Source organism: Streptomyces vastus, from assembly GCF_039532825.1.
In the GTDB taxonomy this organism is placed as follows: Bacteria; Actinomycetota; Actinomycetes; order Streptomycetales; family Streptomycetaceae; genus Streptomyces; species Streptomyces vastus.
In genome coordinates this window covers 1-20,626 of sequence record NZ_BAAASJ010000065.1, presented here as the reverse complement: position 1 = coordinate 20,626, position 20,626 = coordinate 1, and the positions used below count along the sequence as shown (strand labels likewise).

Genomic DNA, 20,626 nt, shown 5'->3' with positions numbered 1-20,626 from the left:
GAAACGCCCGGTTACATTCCGAACCCGGAAGCTAAGCCTTACAGCGCCGATGGTACTGCAGGGGGGACCCTGTGGGAGAGTAGGACACCGCCGAACAAAATGTAGAGCTCCGGTCCTCGGACGATAAGTCCGAGGACCGGAGCTTTCTTGTTTCCCCTGTGCTACCCGAACCCCTCCGCGCCACAGGGAGATGCCTGCGGGTAAGGTCAGGTGGCAACGTTGGCACGCTCCCACAGGAGGCCCCCGGGTGGAGGTCCAAGAGACCCGCGTCCAGACAGACCGGGTCCTCACCATCCCGAACATCCTCAGCATGGCGCGTCTTGTCGGCGTACCTGTCTTCCTGTGGCTGATCCTGTGGCCTGAGTTCGGCGGGCCGAAGAGCGACGGCTGGGCGCTTCTGGTGCTCATGCTGAGCGGCATCAGCGACTATTTGGATGGCAAGCTCGCCCGGCGCTGGAACCAGATCAGCAGTCTCGGCCGGCTCCTCGACCCCGCGGCCGACCGGCTCTACATTCTGTCGACATTGGTCGGTCTCACCTGGCGCGAGATTCTGCCACTCTGGTTGACTGCCGTCCTGTTGGCGCGAGAGCTGGTTCTGCTGGTGATGGTGGGCATCCTCAGGCGCCATGGCTATCCGCCGCCGCAGGTGAACTTCCTTGGGAAGGCAGCTACGTTCAACTTGATGTATGCCTTCCCGTTGCTGTTGCTCAGTGACGGAAGTGGATGGATCGCGTCACTCGCTGCTATTTTCGGATGGGCGTTCGCAGGATGGGGTACAACGCTCTACTGGTGGGCAGGGATCCTCTACGTGGTTCAGGTCCGCCGCCTTGTCCGCGCGGACGCCATGGCCGATTGAGCTCGCCGAATGGGCAGTCGTAGTGGCCTCTGATGGCCCGCAGACCGAATGTGCGGGACAATCTGGGACGGGTGAAGTCGGCTAGACCGTCATCTCTTCAAGGAGGACGCTTCCGACATGAAGGCCGTCGTGATGGCCGGAGGCGAAGGCACACGCCTTCGCCCTATGACCTCAAGCATGCCCAAGCCGCTCCTGCCCGTGGCCAATCGCCCAATCATGGAGCATGTGCTGCGGCTGCTCAAGCGGCATGGGCTCAACGAGACCGTCGTAACTGTCCAGTTCCTGGCTTCGCTCGTCAAGAACTACTTCGGCGACGGTGAAGAGCTCGGAATGGAGCTCACCTATGCCAATGAGGAGAAGCCACTCGGTACTGCCGGCAGCGTCAAGAACGCCGAGGAGGCGTTGAAGGACGACGCTTTCCTTGTGATCTCCGGTGATGCTCTGACTGATTTCGATCTCACCGATCTGATCAATTTCCACAAGGAAAAGGGTGCACTCGTCACTGTCTGTCTTACGAGGGTCCCCAATCCGCTGGAATTCGGCATCACCATTGTCGATGACGAGGGAAAGGTCGAGCGCTTCCTCGAGAAGCCGACCTGGGGGCAGGTTTTCTCTGACACCGTGAATACGGGCATCTATGTCATGGAGCCCGAAGTCTTCGACTATGTTGAGGCTGATGTTTCCGTCGACTGGTCCGGTGATGTCTTCCCGCAGCTGATGAAGGAGGGCAAGCCGGTTTACGGCTATGTCGCTGAGGGATACTGGGAGGACGTCGGTACACACGAGAGTTATGTGAAGGCGCAGGCCGATGTCCTGGAGGGCAAGGTCGATGTCGAGCTCGACGGTTTCGAGATCTCGCCGGGCGTGTGGGTGGCAGAGGGCGCCGAGGTGCATCCCGACGCAGTGCTGCGAGGGCCGCTGTACATCGGGGACTACGCCAAGGTCGAGGCCGACGTCGAAATCCGCGAGCACACCGTTGTCGGCTCGAACGTCGTGGTGAAGAGCGGGGCCTTTCTCCACAAAGCCGTTCTTCATGACAACGTGTACATCGGCCAGCACAGCAATCTGCGCGGCTGTGTCGTCGGAAAGAACACGGACATCATGCGGGCCGCGCGTATCGAGGACGGCGCGGTCATCGGCGATGAGTGCCTCGTCGGGGAAGAATCGATCGTGCAGGGGAACGTACGCGTCTACCCGTTCAAGACCATCGAGGCGGGCGCCTTCGTCAACACCTCGGTCATCTGGGAGTCCCGCGGTCAGGCACATCTCTTCGGTGCCCGCGGGGTGTCCGGGATTCTCAATGTGGAGATCACTCCGGAGCTCGCCGTGCGCCTCGCGGGGGCATACGCGACGACGCTCAAGAAGGGCTCCACGGTCACGACGGCCCGCGATCACTCCAGGGGTGCTCGTGCGCTGAAGCGGGCGGTCATTTCGGCGCTCCAGGCAAGCGCCATCGACGTACGGGACCTGGAGAACGTACCGCTGCCGGTGGCGCGGCAGCAGACCGCTCGGGGCAGCGCCGGCGGGATCATGATCCGGACGACCCCGGGGGTCCCGGACTCGGTCGACATCATGTTCTTCGACGGGCGTGGGGCGGATCTGTCGCAGGCGAGTCAGCGAAAGCTCGACCGGGTTTTCGCGCGGCAGGAGTACCGGCGTGCGTTCCCGGGCGAGATCGGGGACTTGCACTTTCCGGCCAGCGTCTTCGACTCGTACACCGGCTCCCTGCTCAGGAATGTCGACACCACCGGGATTGCTGAATCCGGGCTGAAGGTGGTTGTGGATGCCTCGAACGGAAGCGCCGGACTGGTTCTGCCCAGCCTGTTGGGCAAGCTCGGTGTCGACTCGTTGACCATCAATCCCGGTCTGGACGAGCGGAGGCCTACCGAGACGGCGGATGCGCGCAGGTCGGGGCTGGTGCGGCTCGGGGAGATCGTGGCCTCGGCGCGGGCCGCGTTCGGGGTGCGGTTCGACCCGGTCGGTGAGCGGCTCTCACTCGTCGACGAGAAGGGGCGGATCGTCGAGGACGACCGGGCGCTGCTGGTGATGCTCGACCTGGTGGCCGCCGAGCGGCGGAGCGGGCGGGTGGCACTGCCGGTGACCACCACGAGGATCGCCGAGCAGGTAGCGGCGTACCACGGCACTCAGGTCGACTGGACGACCACCTCGCCGGACGATCTGACACGGGTCGGGCGCGACGACTCGACGATCTTCGGAGGCGATGGGCGCGGCGGGTTCATCGTGCCGGAATTCAGCAGCGTCTTCGACGGTACGGCGGCCTTTGTGCGACTCATCGGTCTGGTGGCGCGCACTCAGCTCACGCTCAGCCAGATCGATGCGCGCATTCCGCGGGCGCATGTCCTCAAGCGCGATCTTGCGACTCCCTGGGCAGTGAAGGGCCTGGTGATGCGGCGGGTTGTGGAGGCAGCTGGGGATCGCTTTGTCGACACAACCGACGGCGTACGGGTCGTGGAGACCGACGGGCGTTGGGTGATGGTGCTGCCCGATCCTGCGGAGGCCGTCACGCATCTGTGGGCCGAGGGGCCCGACGACGCGTCCGCCCAGGCTTTGCTCGACGAGTGGTCGTCTGTGGTGGACAGCGCCGGGCGCTGAGCACGCGCGTGCCGAACGGTGCCCCCGCTGGGGCCCGTTCGGCACGTCGGTGGGGCCATTCGGAGGTGGCGGTCGCGACGTGCGACGATGTGCGGCATGCCGCAGCACCCCCCCGTTCGGAGCACCCCCACGCGCCCTCCGCGGCTGGACGCCTCCATGTCGCTGCTCACCAACGTCATGGACCACAGCCTGGACGAGGGATATGCGGAGGCGGCCGCCCGTAAGAAGGCCGAGAACGCCGGCGGCATGCCGAAGACGGTACGGGCGAAGGTTGGCCTCGCTGTCGGACTGGTACTGGCGGCCCTCGTGGTCACCGTGGGCGCGGCACAGGCGCGGATCGAGGCTCCGGTCGTCGCCAAGGAGCGCGAGGAACTCATCGACCGCATCGACCGCGAGAACGCGGTGGCCGACAAGCTCGAGGACAGTGTCGACGAGTTGCGTGACGACGTGAGCGCTCGGCAGCGCGAGGCGCTGAAGAAGCACGGCGGTGACCGAGGCGAACTGGTCGGCATCCTGTCGGGAGCGGTCGAAGTGCACGGACCCGGCGTGAAGCTGGTCGTGGACGACGCGAAGGAAGCCGATCAGAGCGGTGACGGAGACGCCCGCGAGACGTCGGGCTTCTCCGACACGGGGCGAGTGCGGGATCGCGATCTGCAGCGGGTCGTCAACGGGCTGTGGGCATCGGGCGCCGAAGCCGTCTCGATCAACGGGCAGCGGCTGACGTCGCTGTCCGCGATCAGGGCGGCGGGCGACGCGATACTGGTCGACAACAAGCCGCTGGTGCCGCCGTACACCGTGCTTGCGGTGGGGGACGGCAAGGGGCTGAGAAGCGAGTTCGACAGCAGTGCCGACGGGCTGTATCTGGAGGCGCTGCACGAGAACTACGGGATCCGGACCGGCCTTTCCGTCGAGGACGACGTCCGGCTGCCCGCCGCGCCGAGCGTGATCGTACGAACAGCAGAACCGAGCACAGAGAAGGGCACATCGTGATCGCCGTACTGGGCCTCGTCGTGGGAGTCGTGGCTGGATTGCTGGTTCGGCCCGAAGTACCGGCGGTGGTCGAGCCATACCTCCCGATCGCCGTGGTCGCGGCGCTCGACGCCGTGTTCGGCGGGCTGCGCGCCATGCTGGACGGCATCTTCGACGACAAGGTCTTCGTTGTGTCCTTCCTCTCCAACGTCGTGGTGGCCGCGCTGATCGTCTTCCTGGGCGACAAGCTCGGCGTCGGCGCTCAGCTGTCCACGGGCGTCGTCGTCGTCCTCGGCATCCGCATCTTCTCCAATGCCGCGGCGATCCGCCGGCACGTGTTCCGGGCGTGAGGCCGATGAGCAACCAGGAAGAGACCCCTGAGCAGGCCCTCAAGGCCGCCCCTGAGAACCGGCTGAGCAAGAAGCTGCCCGAAGAGGTGCCGGCTGAGGGGCCGAAGACGCCGAAAACCGAGGCTCTTCAGACGCCGAAAACCGAAGCTTCGGAGCCACCGGAAACCAGGCCGGAGCAGGCCGAGCCGACACTGTCCGGTCGTCAGCGGCTGCTGAACGGTCTGTGGCCGCCACGCCTGTCACGTGCGCAGTTCATCGTCGCCCTCCTGCTGTTCGGTCTCGGCTTCGGCCTGGCCGTTCAGGTGGCGTCCAACAGCGACGGCGACGGCGCGCTGCGTGGAGCGCGTCAGGAAGATCTCGTACGCATCCTCGATGAACTGGATGACCGTACTCAACGTCTGGAAGAGGAGGAACAGGGTCTCGAAGATCAGCGAACCGAGCTGGAGAACAGCTCCGACCAGGCCGAGGAGGCCCGCAAGCAGACGGTCGAGAAGGAGAAGCAACTCGGCATACTTGCGGGCACGGTGGCGGCGCAGGGGCCCGGCATCACGCTGACCATCGACGACACGAAGGGGACGGTCGAGGCCGACATGCTGCTCGACGCGATCCAGGAACTGCGCGCGGCCGGATCGGAGGCGATCCAGGTCAATGGCGTACGGGTGGTCGCCAGCACGTACCTGACGGACCCGAGCGGGGGTGGAGTGAGTGTCGACGGGAACAAGATCAGCGCGCCTTATCGTTTCAAGGTCATCGGCAAGCCGCAGGACCTCGAACCGGCGCTCAACATCCCCGGTGGAGTGGTGCAGACTCTGGAGAAGGAGCAGGCCACTGTCACGGTGGAGCGCTCCGACAAGATCATCGTTGATGCCTTGCGACCAGCGAAGCAGCCTGACTACGCTCGGTCGTCCTCCCAGTGAGGCGGGGGCGCATGCGGGCCGCTCGTCGCGGGCATGACGTTGCGGGGGGTCGACGCACCGAATGGGTGGTGCGTGGTGGAAACTGTCTGGTGGATGCCGACGTTGTGAAGATGTCCGGCTCGACCGGTGTGTGTAATCAGGGTTCGTCCTGCCCCACGGGCGGGTCTGTTTCGGTCAAGGGGAATCGCCCGTGAAGTTGTTTGCGAAGTGGTTTGGCAAGAGCGCGAAAGAGGGCAGCGACAGTGCCACTGCCCGGCATCGCGCGTCGCGCCATGAAGATGCCGAAGGGCAGGGGGAGCGCCCGCTGTTCCGAGATCAGCTCGGTGGCCAGGGTGGTGACATTCCCGGTGGTCAGGGCGCGTCGTCTGTTGACCCTGCCCAGTCCGGCCGCATAGGTTTCGGGGAACCGTCAACCTCAAGTGCGGGTGGAGGGTTCTCCCCCGATCCGTACGCGTCCAATGCCCAGGCAGGACAGCCGCGGCAGGAGGATCCGTCCATGTCGGCCCTGGTCTGCACGAGGTGCGGGAATCGCAACGCGGAGAACAGCCGCTTCTGCTCCAACTGCGGCGCGCCGCTGCGCGCCGGAGCGGCTGCCGAGCGTCCCTCGGAGACCACCTCGACGATCTCCATCTCGGGCCTCGAGGCCTACGACGCCGAAGCCACCGGCCAGACACAGATGCCGATGCTGTCGCCCGAGGCGCAGGCGGCTGTGGACGCGCTGCCGCTCGGCTCGGCGCTCCTGGTGGTGCGCCGCGGCCCCAACTCGGGCAGCCGCTTCCTGCTGGACAGCGACCTGACCACGGCGGGCCGTCATCCGCAGAGCGACATCTTCCTGGACGACGTGACGGTGTCGCGTCGGCATGTGGAATTCCGTCGGCAGCCGGACGGCACGTTCACCGTGGCGGACGTCGGCAGCCTGAACGGCACGTACGTCAACCGGGAGCGGATCGATTCCGTCCCGCTGTCGAACGGCGACGAGGTGCAGATCGGCAAGTACCGGCTGGTCTTCTACGCGAGCCAGCGGGGAATCTGACCCTCCCCAGAATCTGTCCGGGGACCCCAGGGAAGGGCCATGCTTCGAACACCGAGCGGCGGTGCCGGGAACGGCGCCGCCGCCAGTGGGCTGATGAGTATCGGCACGGTGCTGAACGTGCTGCGCGAGGAGTTCCCCGAAGTCACCATCTCCAAGATCCGCTTCCTGGAGTCGGAAGGGCTCATCGAGCCGCAGCGGACCCCGTCGGGGTACCGGAAGTTCAGCCCGGGAGACGTCGAGCGCCTGGGCCACGTACTGAGGATGCAGCGGGACCACTATCTGCCCCTGAAGGTGATCCGCGAACACCTGGAAGCCATGGAGCGCGGGGAGGCGGTGCAGCTGCCGTCGCTGGGACGGCAGCGTGACGGCGAGGCCGCCGACGAGCCGGAGGGACCCACCGCGGCGCGAATCGGGAGGGCCGAGCTGTTGGCCTCCGCCGAGATCGGTGAGCAGGAGCTCGACGAGTGGGAGTCGTACGGCCTCATCACGCCGCTGCCGGACGGGGGTTACGACGCCGAGGCGGTGACCGTGGCCGGCCTTGTCGTGGAACTCGGGCGCTTCGGGATCGAGCCGCGGCATCTGCGCGCCGTTAAGGCCGCCGCCGACCGTGAGGCCGGACTCGTCGACCAGGTCGTCGCCCCGCTGCGTCTGCACCGCAATCCGCAGACCCGGGCACACGCCGAGGCGCGGACCAGGGAGCTGGCGGGACTCGCGGTGAAGCTGCATGCCGCGCTGGTGCAGTCCGCGCTCGGAGTGCGGCTGCCTTGAGCCCAAGGCATGTGAGCGGGCCCGGATCCGCCACCCGTTCCGTGCTCGACTACCCAAAGATGCCGAGCACGGCCTAGGGTTGCTGTGTGAACGAGCTCGACGTCGTAGGTGTCCGGGTCGAAATGCCCTCCAACCAACCGATCGTGCTCCTGCGTGAAGTGGGAGGCGACCGTTACCTCCCCATCTGGATCGGGCCGGGGGAGGCGACGGCGATCGCCTTCGCACAGCAGGGCATGGCTCCCGCGCGACCGCTGACGCACGACCTGTTCAAGGACGTGCTGGAGGCCGTCGGCCAGGAGCTCACCGAGGTGCGCATCACGGACCTGCGGGACGGTGTGTTCTACGCGGAGCTGGTGTTCGCCAGCGGGGTCGAGGTCAGCGCCAGGCCGTCCGACGCCATAGCGCTGGCGCTGCGCACCGGGACGCCGATCTACGGCAGCGACGGGGTGCTGGACGACGCGGGGATCGCGATTCCGGACGAGCAGGAGGACGAGGTGGAGAAGTTCCGCGAGTTCCTCGACCAGATCTCGCCCGAGGACTTCGGCACCAACAGCCAGTGATCCGGCCCGACCCCCAGCACCGGGGCCCAGGCTTTCGGAACGAAAATCCAGTGACCCTCCGGGACCGCCGAACGACAGGGCGTGCGGCGGTCGCGCCGAGAGCATTCGGCTAGCCTTTCCCCGCGGTGGGGCACGGGAAACCACTCTTAGGGTGATTATCACTCGGCGTGCCGAGTGCGGTGGTCGTTGACGCACCCCCCGTGACTGCCTACCGTCGAGAAGGCAGGTCAAGGGGACGGAGGTCGGCGTGAGAAGCAGCGGCGACGGTACGGCTGGGGGAGCCCCCGGACGCAGTCCGGCGGGGAGCGGCCCGTACCCTCCCCCAAGCTCTCGGCTCCGCTCGGGCATGGGGTATCCCCAGCATGGCGGCGCGGCCGACCACGCTCCGCAGCAGCGGCCGGCGGCGGTGCCGGGCGGTAGCGAGGTGGCGTCCGAGGAGATCGGCTACCGCGGTCCCACGGCCTGCGCGGCCGCGGGCATCACCTACCGGCAACTGGACTACTGGGCCCGGACAGGGCTCGTCGAGCCGAGTGTGCGGCCCGCTTACGGGTCGGGGACGCAGCGGCTGTACAGCTTCCGGGACGTTGTCGTCCTGAAGATCGTCAAGCGGTTTCTCGACACGGGCGTGTCTCTGCAGAACATCCGTACCGCGGTCCAGCACCTGCGGGAGCGCGGATTTCGTGACCTTGAGCGCATGACACTGATGAGCGACGGGGCGACGGTCTACGAGTGCTCCTCGCCCGACGAGGTCCATGCGCTGCTCCAGGGTGGGCAGGGAATCTTCGGGATCGCCGTGGGTGTGGTCTGGCGGGACGTGGAGAGCGCGCTCTCGCAGCTGCACGGCGAGCGTGTCGACACGGGCGAGACGCTCGTCGGGCACCATCCCGCGGACGAGCTGGCGAGGCGTCGCAACCGCGCGGTCTGAGAGAGCCGTTACAGCGGGGTCCCGCACGTCGAGGGGCCAGGGCTGCGCACCGAGAGGCGAAGGCTGCTGCGTACGGGGGCATTGTCAGTGGCGTAGGGCAGCATCGGAGATGTGAGAACCGCGCCCACGATCCTGCATCTCGACATGGATGCCTTCTTCGCCTCGGCGGAGCAGGCGGCCAAGCCGAGCCTGCGCGGGAAAGCGGTCATCGTGGGCGGGCTCGGGCCCCGGGGCGTGGTCGCGACCTGCTCGTACGAAGCCCGGGTCTTCGGGGTCCATTCCGCGATGCCCATGGCGCAGGCGAGACGGCTGGCGCCGAACGCCGCGTATCTGGTGCCCCGTTTCGGGTTCTACCGGGAGATCAGCGAGCAGGTGATGGGGCTGCTGCGGGGGCTGTCGCCGCTGGTGGAGCCGCTGAGCCTGGACGAGGCTTTCGTCGATCTGGAGGCCGGGGGAGCGGCCTGGGACGAGGCTTCGGCCCGGCTGGCGGGGGCGAAGCTGCGCGCGGACATCCGGGCCGTCACCGGACTGACCGGGTCGGTGGGGCTGGCTGCCTCCAAGATGCTCGCGAAGATCGCCTCAGAGCAGGCCAAGCCCGACGGTCTGGTGGTGATAGATCCGGGGACGGAGCGCGAACTGCTCGCTCCCATGTCGGTGCGTACATTGCCCGGGGTGGGGCCGGCCACCGGGGACCATCTGCGGCGGGCCGGGATCACGACGGTCGGGGAGATCGCCGAGGCGGGTGAGGACGAGGTCGTACGGCTCCTCGGAAAGGCCCACGGAATCGCGCTGTACGCCATGGCGCTGGCGCACGACGAGCGGCCCGTGGTGGCCGAGCGGGACACAAAGTCGGTGTCCGTCGAGGACACGTACGACGTGGACATCCATGACCGGGTGCGGGTGCGGATGGAGGTGCAGCGGCTCGCCGCCCGGTGTGTGCGGCGGCTGCGCGGCGCGCATCTGTCGGGGCGGACCATCGTCCTCAAGGTGCGGCGGTACGACTTCTCGACGCTGACCCGTTCCGAGACTCTGCGGGGCCCCACGGACGACGCCGCGGTGGTGCGGGAGGCGGCCGCGCGGCTGCTGGAGTCTGTGGACACCACCGGAGGCGTACGGCTGCTGGGAGTCGGGGTTTCTGGGCTCGCCGACTACACACAGGAGGATCTCTTCGCGCAGGTTCGGGCGCAGGCCGAGGCACGGGCCCACGCGGGTGAGGCGGAGCATCCGGCGCAGGACGAGGGGCAGGAGCCGGCCGATGAGCAGGAGGCGCCCGCCGTGCGTCGGTGGGCTGCGGGGCATGACGTACGGCATGCCGAGTTCGGGCACGGGTGGGTGCAGGGCAGTGGCATCGGGCGGGTCACGGTGCGGTTCGAGACGCCCGACTCCGAACCCGGGCGCGTACGCACCTTTCGCATCGACGATCCGGAACTGGAGCCGGCGGACCCGCTGCCGCTGGTTTCGCGAAGACCGTAGCCTCGGCGACAGCGCTCCGCTGGGAATACCGCACCGGACTTCGCTAGGGCTCGTCCGAGCCTGCCAAGTGGCCGAAGTCGCGGTCCGGGGGTGGGGGCGGGGGTGTTACGTCGAGGCCGTAGTGGTGGTAGAGCTGGAGTTCTTGTTCCGGGGAGAGGTGGCGGCCGACGCCGAAGTCGGGGGCGTCCTTGATCAGGGCGCGGTCGAAGGGAATCCGCAAGGTGCCCTCGACGAGTTCGCTGGGCTCCAGGGGCACGAAGGCGTCCCTGCCGAAGAGGCCGGTGCGTATGGCCGCCCACTCCGGCGTACCGGTCGCGTCGTCGAGATAGACCTCGTCGACAGTGCCGATCTTGTGGCCGTCGCGGTCGAACGCCTTGCGGCCGATCAGGTTGCGCGGATCGATGTCGGTCTGCACGGGCCCTCCATCTGGTCACAACTCATCCGTCAGCACTACGCATCCATAAGCACTACGAAAGGGCACTTTGCGGTGGGCGGCCACTCGGGGGATGCCCGCTGGTACGCTGTCAACGGCCGCTGACCCCGTGCGGGAGAGTCCTCCAAGGCTTCATCGGAGGCGCCGAAGGAGCAAATCCTCCCCGGAATCTCTCAGGCCCACGTACCGCGCGGACGAGGCCACTCTGGAAAGCAGAGCGGGTGTTTGACGGCTTCCGCTCTCACCGACGGTGAAAGCCGGGACGCCGTACAGTCGGCGGACCGGTGAAGCTCTCAGGTCGAGATGACAGAGGGGGAGGCCGTCCGGGCACCCGCCGTGGTGCCCTCGAAGGTCGTGTCAGACCAGGAGGCCTCCGCAAATGACCGCCCATCCCATTCCGCTCTCCGAGCTCGAACGGGGAATCCCTTTCGAGCAGCGCCACATCGGGCCCGACACCGAGGCCCGGGCCAAGATGCTCGCGCAGGTGGGGTACGGCTCGCTCGAGGAGCTGACGTCCGCCGCGGTGCCAGATGTGATCAAGGACGCCGAGGCGCTCGCGCTGCCGGCCGCGCGCTCCGAGGCCGAGGTCCTCGCCGAGCTGCGCTCCCTCGCGGACCGCAACGAGGTCCTCGACTCGATGATCGGGCTCGGCTACTACGGCACGTTCACGCCGCCGGTGATCCTGCGCAACGTCATGGAGAACCCGGCCTGGTACACCGCGTACACCCCGTACCAGCCGGAGATCTCGCAGGGCCGCCTGGAGGCGCTGCTGAACTTCCAGACCATGGTCGCCGACCTCACGGGCCTGCCGACGTCGGGAGCCTCGCTGCTCGACGAGGGCACCGCCGCAGCCGAGGCCATGGCGCTGTCGCGACGCGTGGGCAAGGTCAAGAACGGCGTCTTCCTCGTAGACGCCGACGCGCTGCCGCAGACCATCGCCGTCATCGAGACGCGCGCCGAGCCGATCAGCGTCGAGGTGGTCGTCGCGGATCTCAGCGAGGGCATTCCGGCCGATGTCGCCGAGCGCGGCGTGACCGGCGTGCTCATCCAGTACCCGGGCGCCTCCGGTGCCGTACGGGACATCAAGGCCGTCATCGAGCAGGCGCATGAGATGGGCGCGATCGTCACCGTCGCCGCCGATCTGCTGGCGCTGACGCTGCTTGCCTCGCCGGGCGAGCTCGGCGCCGACATCGCGGTCGGCACGACCCAGCGCTTCGGCGTACCGATGGGCTTCGGCGGGCCGCACGCCGGGTACATGGCGGTGCGCGAGAAGTTCGCCCGCAACCTGCCGGGCCGCCTCGTCGGTGTCTCGCTGGACGCGGACGGCGACCAGGCGTACCGGCTCGCCCTTCAGACGCGGGAGCAGCACATTCGCCGGCAGAAGGCGACCAGCAACATCTGCACGGCTCAGGTGCTGCTCGCCGTGATGGCTGGTATGTACGCCGTCTACCACGGTCCGGAGGGCCTCAGGTCGATCGCGCAGCGCACCCATCGGTACGCCACGATCCTCGCCGCGGGACTGAGGGCGGGCGGAGTCGAGGTCGTCCACGCGGCGTACTTCGACACGCTCACCGTCCGGGTGCCGGGAAGGGCTGCCGAGATCGTCGCAGCGGCGCGCGAGGGCGGGGTCAACCTGCGTCTCGTCGACGCAGACCAGCTGTCCATCGCCTGCGACGAGACCACCACACGGACCCAACTGGGCGCCGTATGGACCGCGTTCGGCGTCGAGGGCGACATCGAGGCGCTGGACGCCTCCGCCGAGGACACGCTGCCCACCGCGCTGCTGCGCACCGACGAGTACCTCACGCACCCGGTGTTCCACCAGCACCGCTCCGAGACCGCGATGCTGCGCTATCTGCGCCGCCTCGCCGACCGTGACTACGCGCTCGACCGCGGCATGATCCCGCTCGGCTCCTGCACCATGAAGCTCAACGGCACCACCGAGATGGAGCCGGTCACCTGGCCGGAGTTCGGCCAGCTGCACCCCTTCGCGCCCGCCGAACAGGCGCAGGGCTACCTCACGCTCATCCGTGAGCTGGAGGAGCAGCTTGCCGAGGTCACCGGATACGACAAGGTGTCGCTCCAGCCCAACGCCGGTTCGCAGGGCGAGCTGGCGGGCCTGCTCGCCGTACGCGGCTACCACCGCGCGAACGGCGACGAGCAGCGCACCGTCTGCCTCATCCCGTCCTCCGCGCACGGCACGAACGCGGCGAGCGCCGTCATGGCCGGCATGAAGGTGGTAGTTGTGAACACCGCCGACGACGGCGAGATCGACGTCGAGGACCTGCGCGCCAAGATCGAGCAGCACGGCGACGAGCTGGCGGTGCTGATGATCACGTACCCCTCGACGCACGGCGTCTTCGAGGAGCACGTCGCCGACATCTGCGCGCAGGTGCATGACGCGGGCGGTCAGGTGTACGTGGACGGCGCCAACCTGAATGCGCTGGTGGGCCTCGCAAAGCCGGGCCGCTTCGGCGGTGACGTCTCGCATCTCAACCTGCACAAGACTTTCTGCATCCCGCACGGCGGTGGCGGTCCGGGAGTCGGCCCGGTCGGTGTACGCGCGCATCTGGCGCCGTATCTGCCGAACCACCCCCTGCAGCCCGCCGCGGGCCCGGAGACGGGCGTGGGCCCGATCTCGGCCGCTCCCTGGGGTTCGGCCGGGATCCTGCCGATCTCCTGGGCGTACGTACGTCTCATGGGCGGCGAGGGGCTCAAGCGGGCCACGCAGGTCGCCGTGCTGAGCGCGAACTACGTGGCCAAGCGGCTGGAACCGCACTATCCCGTGCTGTACACCGGTCCCGGCGGGCTCGTGGCGCACGAGTGCATCATCGATCTGCGGCCGCTGACCAAGGCGACCGGCGTGAGCGTCGACGACATCGCCAAGCGACTGATCGACTATGGGTTCCACGCGCCGACGATGTCCTTCCCGGTGGCCGGAACGCTGATGATCGAGCCGACCGAGAGCGAGGATCTGGCCGAACTCGACCGGTTCTGCGAGGCGATGATCGCCATTCGTACGGAGATCGAGCGGGTCGGCTCCGGGGAATGGCCGGCGGACGACAACCCGCTGCGGAACGCTCCGCACACGGCGGCCGTGCTCGGCGGCACATGGGAGCACGCGTACAGCCGTGAGGAGGCCGTCTTCCCGGCAGGGGTGTCGGCCGCGGACAAGTACTGGCCGCCGGTTCGGCGGATCGACCAGGCGTACGGCGACCGGAACCTGGTCTGCTCCTGCCCGCCGCTGGACGCTTACGACGAGTAGCCGCGTCATCGCGTCCGGGCATACGTCGGGGCCGGTTCCGGGATGTCCCGGGGCCGGCCCCCTCATATGTCTGAGTGTCTGAGCAGCGTGCCTGGCGTCGCCCGTGGTGCGCCCGCGCGGCTCAGGCGGCGGTCATCACCTGCGCGTCGGCCGGCGGTCGGTGCGGGGCGATGATCCGGCCGTCCGGCAGGAGCTCACCGGTGTCCTCGAAGAGCAGGACGCCGTTGCACAGCAGGCTCCATCCCTGCTCCGGGTGGTGCGCCACGAGGTGCGCTGCTTCCCGGTCGGCGGAGTCGGCTGTCGGACACGGTGGCTGGTGCTGGCACATTGGCGGGATCTCTCGCTGTGTAGTGAGGTCGGTGATCGTCTTGTGGTCTGCGTTGCGGCGCGATGTGGTGTTCATCGCCGCCCCCCGTTTGTCAGTCGGTACGGAACCCAGTGTTGCCCTATAAACGTCAATCCGCAGGGATTTCGATGTGGCGCTCCTCACAGGTTGATGACGCACCACTCGTCCGGATGGTTCATTCCAACTGGGCTGCCTGTTCGGGTGGTTCGGAATGGTCGGATAGGTCTAGTCAGAATGGGCCGGGCGTGCGCTGCGTCCCCTCCCCCAACTCTCGGCTTCGCTCGAGCGGGGGACCCCCATCGTCACTGCGCGCAGCAGCGTGCCCCACGACCGGAGTGGGGCCGCGGGGCACGGAAGCCGAGATGTGCTCAGGCCGGTGAGCCGAGCAGCGGGGGAGTGGAGGCGGGGGTGAGCCGGTTGGTCAGGACGGACAGCAGTTCGGCCACGCGGTGCGGGCGGTGCGCGGCGATGCCGGGTGGCGCGGGAGCGAGGGGCACCAGGAGATCGGTGGCGGCGGGGTGGCCTTCGGCGCCGTCGGCGGTGCAGTCGCCGTGCAGCCAGAGCGTGAGCATGTAGAGCTCGGGTACGGAGAGCAGGCGGGCCTGGTAGGACTGCGTCATGGTCTCCGCCTGGCGCAGTGCGTGCTCCGTGGCCGTGACGTACGGCCCCTCGAAGAAGTGGGAGAAGGCCCATCCGTCGGGGGTCAGCCTGGTCTCGGCAGCCGCCACGGCAGACCCACCGCTGCGGATGAGGAAGCGCCACCCTGCGAGACGGGTGGCCGAGGCGCCGGCCGGGGTGATCCGGTCGAGCACGTGGACGGGCAGCGGGAGGTCGGGTGTCACGGGGCCCTGGGCGTTGCGCAGGGACGGGGTAGGTGCCTCGCGGACGGCGGTGGGGGAACTGAGGGCCGTGAGGACCGTACGTACAGCGGGCGCGGGAGCCGGAGGGACATGCAGCGGCATGGTGGGTCGCCTCTCTTCGACAGGCACAGGTGGCGCGAGAGCGGTGGCGGACGACGCTGTCAGCACTTGGGGGCAGAGGGGCGGGGGTTCCCGGCCTGTGGGGTCACCGTGCTGCCTGTCGCGCGGCGTCTGGCGCGTACGCTCGCATCTAAGGTTCTTCTGTCGCTTTGCGATCGCACGCATCAGACGCTGCGCGGCTCACCTCTCGGTGAATGACGTCACTGTGACGACAGGTCCGGCGACCACGAGCGCCGACTCTCTGCCTCGTTCGAGAAGTTTATACGACCCGTGTTCAGGCGGTGTTTCGTCTAACCGTTGCGCAGATTAAGGGCTAGGCATAATTCGGTCGTCGATAAGTGCCTTTGATCCCGATTCTCTGCGAGTTTCCGGCGATGACCTCGGGATACCTCACCGAAACGGTCGGCCAAATATCGTCGGCGTTTTTCACGAGACCGCAACTCGTCGCAGAAGAGGTCATCGCCCGGCCGAAAACCGTGCACTGCCTCATGCCGCGTGAATGTGCCTGGAGATCCTGCGTCCAGGGTAGCGGCCGGCGGGCCTGTCCAGGACGTTATCGATCGCATTGCCTGGGCATCATCCCCCGTGACCCAGGACGTCAGCGGCCGGTTTGTCGGGCTGCCCAGCCGAGGAGGGACGCTTCGATGGGGGAGAAGGTCGAGGCAGCGTCGTTCGGCCTGTCCGATCGGCAGCGCTACCGCGGCAAGCTCCGGCAGTGCCTGTCGGGGCTTGAGCGGCTGCTGGCGGAGGAGCGGTTCGACCGCCCGAAGAACCTCATGGGCCTCGAGATCGAGCTCAATCTCGCGGGCCCGGACGGTATGCCGCGCATGATGAACGCTCAAGTACTTGAACGTATCGCCAGCCGTGATTTCCAAACAGAACTCGCCATGTTCAATCTGGAAGTCAACATTGCCCCACATCGACTGGGGGGCCGGGTATTCGACCGCCTCGCCGAGGAGTTGCGCACCTCACTCGCATATGCCCATCGCAAAGCGAACGAGGTCGACGCGGGCGTCGTGATGGTCGGCATTCTGCCCACGCTCGCACGCGACGACCTCGTCTCCGCGAACCTCTCCGACGTGGACCGCTACACCCTGCTCAACGACCAGATAGTGGCGGCCCGCGGCGAGGACTTCACACTCGACATCGACGGCGTCGAGCGACTCAGCTGCACGTCCGCGTCCATAGCGCCCGAAGCCGCCTGCACCTCCGTGCAGTTGCACCTCCAGGTCACGCCGGGCCGCTTCGCCGACGCGTGGAACGCGGCGCAGGCGATCGCCGCCGTGCAGGTCGCGGTCGGCGCCAACTCCCCGTTCCTGTTCGGCCGTGAGCTGTGGCGCGAGTCCCGGCCGCCGCTGTTCCTGCAGTCCACCGACACGCGTCCGCCGGAATTGCAGGCCCAGGGGGTGCGTCCGCGTACCTGGTTCGGAGAGCGGTGGATCTCGTCGGCGTACGACCTGTTCGAGGAGAATCTGCGCTACTTCCCGGCGCTGCTGCCGATCTGCGACGACGAGGATCCGCAGCGTGTCCTGGATGACGGCGGCGTACCCCGGCTCGGCGAACTCGTGCTGCACAACGGCACCATCTACCGCTGGAACCGCCCGGTGTACGGCATCGACGACGGCGTTCCGCATCTGCGCGTCGAGAACCGCGTACTGCCCGCCGGCCCGACCGTCACCGACGTCATCGCCAACACGGCCTTCTACTACGGGCTCATACGCGCCCTCGCCGAGGACGCCCGGCCCGTGTGGACGCGGCTGCCCTTCGAGGCCGCCGCCGCCAACTTCGACCACGCGTGCCGGTATGGCATCGACGCGCACCTTCAGTGGCCGCGGCGCGGCCGGTACGGCGGGACGACGCGGGTGCCCGCGGTGCAGCTGGTGCTGGACGAGCTGCTGCCGCTCGCGGAGGCGGGCCTGGACGCGTGGGGTGTCGAGCCGGCCGACCGGGACCTCTACCTCGGGGTGATCGAGGAGCGGTGCAGACGCCGGGTGAACGGGGCGTCCTGGCAAGCCAGTACGTTCCACCGGGCGCTGGAGACCGGAATGGACCGGGGGGCGGCGCTGGCCGCCATGACGAAACGTTATTGCGAGCTGATGCACCTCGGTGAGCCGGTACACACCTGGCCGGTGGGGCTGCGGGAGCCGGCGATCCCGCTCGTGTGACCCCGCGATCCGACTTGGCCTCGGCCGCAGGGCGGCCGGAGGGACAGCAGCCCGCCCTCGATTGCCGCCACGGTGCCCCCGGCGACGGAGAACGAGCGCGGTCGCGATCGCCACCTTGCGGCGTCGCGCGCGTGGACGGGGGTCGGCTGTGCTCCTCCCGCGCCGGTCAGGCAAGCTGTGACGTCCCATGCGGTGGTGCCCTCCCCTGCTTGAGCCTGCGTGAGCCGTGAGCCGTACGGCTGCCCGGGGATGGGACGGGATTACACAACTGGAGGCACGTGTGCAGGCGGAGGCGGGGTCGGTGGCCGATTCTTTTCCGGCGGAGCAGCCGGCGCGACGAGTTTTTCGCGATGAGATGCTGCTCGTGCTGGGGGTGTCGCTCGGTGCGAGCGGGGTTTCCGCGCTGATCAGCTTTGTCGGGTCGGTGACGAAGCCCGGCGGCCTGAAGGATCAGGCAGCCAATCTGAACGCCTCGGCGGCACCGGGGCGTCCATGGCTTGATCTGGCCTGGCAGTTGTTCGGGATCACGTCGGCATTGGTCCCGGTTCTGCTCGTCGCGCACCTGCTGCTCCGCGAGGGGGCGGGGTTGCGCACCATCGGCTTCGATCGCACCCGTCCGTGGCCGGATCTGGGCCGTGGTGCGGCGATCGCAGCGGTGATCGGCAGTACGGGGATCGCCTTCTACCTGGCGTCCCGTGGCCTCGGTTTCAATCTCACGGTGGTTCCCGAATCGCTGCCCGACGTGTGGTGGAAGTACCCGGTGCTGATCCTCTCCGCGGTGCAGAACGCCGTCCTGGAGGAGGTGATCGTCGTCGGGTATCTGCTGCGCCGGCTCGGGCAGTTGGGGTGGACGCCGGGCACCGCGCTGATGGCCAGCTCCGTGCTGCGCGGCTCGTATCACCTGTATCAGGGCATCGGCGGGTTCATCGGGAACATGGTCATGGGCGTCGTCTTCGTCTACCTGTACCGCCGCTGGGGCCGCATCGGGCCGCTGGTGGTCGCCCACTCACTGCTCGACATCGGGGCGTTCGTGGGGTACGCGCTGCTGGCGGGCAAGGTGGGGTGGCTGCCCACCGTGTGAACGTTACGGGTCTGGAAGGGGCGTACGAGGATGTCGTACGCCCCTTCTGTGCTGTTCACGTGTGGATTTCGCCCTCGATGACGGTGACCGCGCGGCCCGTGAGCAGGGTGCGGTCGCCGTGGAGGCGGGTGTGGACCAGGCCTGAGCGGCGGGATGCCTGGAGGCCGGTGAGGTCGGGGCGGCCGAGGCGTTCGGACCAGTAGGGGGCGAGTGCCGTGTGGGCGCTGCCGGTGACCGGGTCCTCGTCGATGCCCATCCTCGGGAAGAAGCAGCGCGAGACGAAGTCATGGCCCTGTGAAGGATCTTCGGCGACGGCGGTGGCGATGATGCCGCGCTCGGAGTGCCGGGCCAGGGCCTTGTGGTCGGGGGTGAGGCCGAGGACGGTCTTCTCGTCGGCCAGTTCGACCAGGAGGTCGCCGACGTTCGGGCCCGTGTCGTGCGCGGTGAGCGGCTCGGCGCCCAGGGCCGCGGCCAGGCCCGCCGGAACTTCGACCTGAGTGAGCGGTGCGGTCGGGAAGTCCAGCGTGATGGACCCGTCGTCGTTCGCCGTGGCGATGAGTACGCCGCTTCTGGTCGCGAACCGTACGGCGCCCCGGGCGGCGTCAGTGGTGGCCAGCACGTGCGCGGTGGCGAGCGTCGCGTGGCCGCACATGGCGACTTCGGTCACGGGCGTGAACCAGCGCAGTGCCCAGTCGGCTTCGCCGCCCTCGGGGAGGGGGTGGGCGAACGCCGTCTCCGCGTGGTTGACCTCCAGGGCCACGTTCTGGAGCCAGGCGTCGTCGGGGAAGGCGTCGAGGAGGAGGACCCCGGCCGGGTTGCCGGTGAAGGGGCGGTCGGTGAAGGCGTCGACGATTCGAATCCGCATGACGCTGACGCTAGGCCGGGATCGCGGCCGCAGGCCAAGGCCAATTCGGGGTGAGTGGACCGGAGGTGGGGCTGTAGCGGGGGCGGGGTGCCGACGTGAGCGCTGTCAGGAGGGGGCTTGCCAGGCGATCCATCTCGATATATCGTTGACGCATCGCGACCGATCAACGATGGAATGGAGTGATTGCGATGCGTTCCCATGGAGAGGAATTCGGACCGGGCTTTGGACCTGGTCCTGGGCATGGACACGGCGGACCCGGCCCGCATGGCCGGGGAGGCTTCGAAGGGCGCCGCGCCGCCTTCGGTCCCTTTGGGCCGGGCTTCGGCCCGGGACCATGGGGTGGCCGCGGCGGGCGAGGCGGTCCGCGGGGCAGGGCGCGGCGAGGCGACGTACGCGCGTCGATCCTGGCTCTGCTGAAGGACCGGCCCATGCACGGTTACGAGATGATCCAGGAGATCGCCGAGCGCAGCGGCGGGGCATGGAAGCCCAGCCCCGGCTCGGTGTACCCCACCCTCCAACTGCTGGAGGACGAAGGCCTGATCGCCAGCGCGACCGAGGGCGGAAAGAAGCTGTTCTCGCTCACCGAGGCGGGTCGCACCGCGGCCGACGAGGGTCCCGAGGCGCCCTGGGAAGAGGCCGGGCGCGGGGTCGACTGGGAGGCGCTGAGCGACATCCGGCAGGCCGGTTTCGGTCTGATGGAGGCGTTCGGCCAGGTCTGGAAGACCGGCAGCAAGGAGCAGCGCGAGAAGGCGCTGTCCGTCATCAATGAAGCCCGGAAGAAGCTGTACCTGATCCTCGCCGACGAGGACTGACGGGATGAGGGCCGGCAATCGCGGTCCGATGGCCCGCACAAGGGGGTACTTTGGCAGCGAAGTACCCCCTTCGGCATGGGGTGGCCGGCTCTGTGGCGACGGGGTTCCAGGTGTTCTAGTACTACAGCCGGTGGTTCACGTGACGTGATGGCGGTCGGTTCGTTGGGCCGTTCGTGGGACTGATGCTGCCGCCGGGGGCGGTTGGAACGGGCGAG

General features: G+C 68.1%; 18 protein-coding genes, 1 rRNA gene and 1 riboswitch. Of the genes, 15 read left to right on the top strand and 4 right to left on the bottom strand.

Going from position 1 to position 20,626, the window contains the following annotated elements:
- The 11 genes from rrf to ABD357_RS25865 form a co-directional block, all read left to right on the top strand.
- Nucleotides 1-96, top strand: a 5S ribosomal RNA gene (rrf, locus tag ABD357_RS25915); the annotation flags it as partial.
- A 151-nt stretch (nucleotides 97-247) separates the two neighbouring features.
- Nucleotides 248-856 carry a cardiolipin synthase ClsA gene (gene clsA / locus ABD357_RS25910; protein WP_344393326.1) on the top strand — a complete coding sequence of 203 codons (609 nt, stop codon included), beginning with the start codon at nucleotides 248-250 and terminating at the stop codon, nucleotides 854-856.
- 117 nt (nucleotides 857-973) lie between these two features.
- Entirely contained in the window at nucleotides 974-3,469 is a 2,496-nt protein-coding gene (locus tag ABD357_RS25905; RefSeq protein ID WP_344393324.1) for a sugar phosphate nucleotidyltransferase, read from the top strand.
- An 87-nt stretch (nucleotides 3,470-3,556) separates the two neighbouring features.
- A complete protein-coding gene (locus tag ABD357_RS25900) occupies nucleotides 3,557-4,459 on the top strand; it encodes a DUF881 domain-containing protein (RefSeq protein WP_344393323.1) in 903 nt (300 codons plus the stop codon).
- The gene (locus ABD357_RS25895; RefSeq protein WP_003988855.1) at nucleotides 4,456-4,788 is read left to right on the top strand and encodes a small basic family protein; all 333 of its coding nucleotides are present in this window, start codon (nucleotides 4,456-4,458) and stop codon (nucleotides 4,786-4,788) included. The genes ABD357_RS25900 and ABD357_RS25895 overlap by 4 nt, the downstream gene beginning before the upstream one ends.
- A 5-nt stretch (nucleotides 4,789-4,793) precedes the next feature.
- Nucleotides 4,794-5,705 (top strand): DUF881 domain-containing protein, encoded by a 912-nt coding sequence (locus tag ABD357_RS25890; RefSeq protein WP_344393322.1) that lies wholly within the window; start codon nucleotides 4,794-4,796, stop codon nucleotides 5,703-5,705.
- 148 nt (nucleotides 5,706-5,853) lie between these two features.
- Nucleotides 5,854-6,738, top strand: coding sequence for a zinc-ribbon and FHA domain-containing protein (locus ABD357_RS25885; protein ID WP_344393328.1), 885 nt, complete (start codon nucleotides 5,854-5,856; stop codon nucleotides 6,736-6,738).
- Between the two features lie 39 nt (nucleotides 6,739-6,777).
- Nucleotides 6,778-7,506: a transcriptional regulator FtsR gene (gene ftsR / locus ABD357_RS25880; protein WP_344393321.1), complete on the top strand. Its 729-nt coding sequence runs from the start codon at nucleotides 6,778-6,780 to the stop codon at nucleotides 7,504-7,506.
- 86 nt (nucleotides 7,507-7,592) lie between these two features.
- On the top strand, nucleotides 7,593-8,066 hold the full coding sequence (locus ABD357_RS25875; RefSeq protein ID WP_033327106.1) for a bifunctional nuclease family protein: 474 nt from the start codon (nucleotides 7,593-7,595) through the stop codon (nucleotides 8,064-8,066).
- A gap of 247 nt (nucleotides 8,067-8,313) precedes the next feature.
- Entirely contained in the window at nucleotides 8,314-8,991 is a 678-nt protein-coding gene (locus ABD357_RS25870; RefSeq protein ID WP_425585004.1) for a MerR family transcriptional regulator, read from the top strand.
- A gap of 111 nt (nucleotides 8,992-9,102) precedes the next feature.
- Entirely contained in the window at nucleotides 9,103-10,464 is a 1,362-nt protein-coding gene (locus ABD357_RS25865) for a DNA polymerase IV (protein ID WP_425585003.1), read from the top strand.
- Nucleotides 10,465-10,507: 43 nt separating this feature from the next.
- Here ABD357_RS25865 and ABD357_RS44830 read toward each other — a convergent pair whose 3' ends face one another.
- The gene (locus ABD357_RS44830) at nucleotides 10,508-10,879 is read right to left on the bottom strand and encodes a PRC-barrel domain-containing protein (RefSeq protein WP_388668089.1); all 372 of its coding nucleotides are present in this window, start codon (nucleotides 10,877-10,879) and stop codon (nucleotides 10,508-10,510) included.
- Between the two features lie 120 nt (nucleotides 10,880-10,999).
- A riboswitch (glycine riboswitch) is annotated at nucleotides 11,000-11,096 on the top strand.
- A 180-nt stretch (nucleotides 11,097-11,276) separates the two neighbouring features.
- Between ABD357_RS44830 and gcvP the strand changes: the two genes are divergently transcribed.
- Nucleotides 11,277-14,162, top strand: coding sequence for an aminomethyl-transferring glycine dehydrogenase (gcvP, locus tag ABD357_RS25855; RefSeq protein WP_344393319.1), 2,886 nt, complete (start codon nucleotides 11,277-11,279; stop codon nucleotides 14,160-14,162).
- Nucleotides 14,163-14,283: 121 nt separating this feature from the next.
- On the opposite strand, the gene ABD357_RS25850 is transcribed toward gcvP, so the two are convergent.
- Both ABD357_RS25850 and ABD357_RS25845 read right to left on the bottom strand, forming a co-directional pair.
- Entirely contained in the window at nucleotides 14,284-14,490 is a 207-nt protein-coding gene (locus tag ABD357_RS25850; RefSeq protein WP_344393327.1) for a DUF5999 family protein, read from the bottom strand.
- 386 nt (nucleotides 14,491-14,876) lie between these two features.
- On the bottom strand, nucleotides 14,877-15,470 hold the full coding sequence (locus tag ABD357_RS25845; protein WP_344393317.1) for a hypothetical protein: 594 nt from the start codon (nucleotides 15,468-15,470) through the stop codon (nucleotides 14,877-14,879).
- Between the two features lie 662 nt (nucleotides 15,471-16,132).
- On the opposite strand from ABD357_RS25845, the gene ABD357_RS25840 reads away from it, so the two are divergent.
- Together ABD357_RS25840 and ABD357_RS25835 are read left to right on the top strand one after the other, a co-directional pair.
- Nucleotides 16,133-17,653, top strand: a complete 1,521-nt coding sequence (locus tag ABD357_RS25840) for a glutamate-cysteine ligase family protein (RefSeq protein ID WP_344393315.1) — start codon at nucleotides 16,133-16,135, stop codon at nucleotides 17,651-17,653.
- Between the two features lie 280 nt (nucleotides 17,654-17,933).
- Entirely contained in the window at nucleotides 17,934-18,734 is an 801-nt protein-coding gene (locus ABD357_RS25835) for a CPBP family intramembrane glutamic endopeptidase (protein WP_344393313.1), read from the top strand.
- A 55-nt stretch (nucleotides 18,735-18,789) separates the two neighbouring features.
- Here the strand turns inward: ABD357_RS25835 and ABD357_RS25830 are convergent, their stop codons facing one another.
- The gene (locus ABD357_RS25830; RefSeq protein WP_344393312.1) at nucleotides 18,790-19,599 is read right to left on the bottom strand and encodes a PhzF family phenazine biosynthesis protein; all 810 of its coding nucleotides are present in this window, start codon (nucleotides 19,597-19,599) and stop codon (nucleotides 18,790-18,792) included.
- A 188-nt stretch (nucleotides 19,600-19,787) separates the two neighbouring features.
- Here ABD357_RS25830 and ABD357_RS25825 point away from each other — a divergent pair, with 188 nt between their 5' ends.
- Nucleotides 19,788-20,411, top strand: a complete 624-nt coding sequence (locus ABD357_RS25825) for a PadR family transcriptional regulator (protein WP_344393311.1) — start codon at nucleotides 19,788-19,790, stop codon at nucleotides 20,409-20,411.
- Nucleotides 20,412-20,626: the final 215 nt, after the last annotated feature.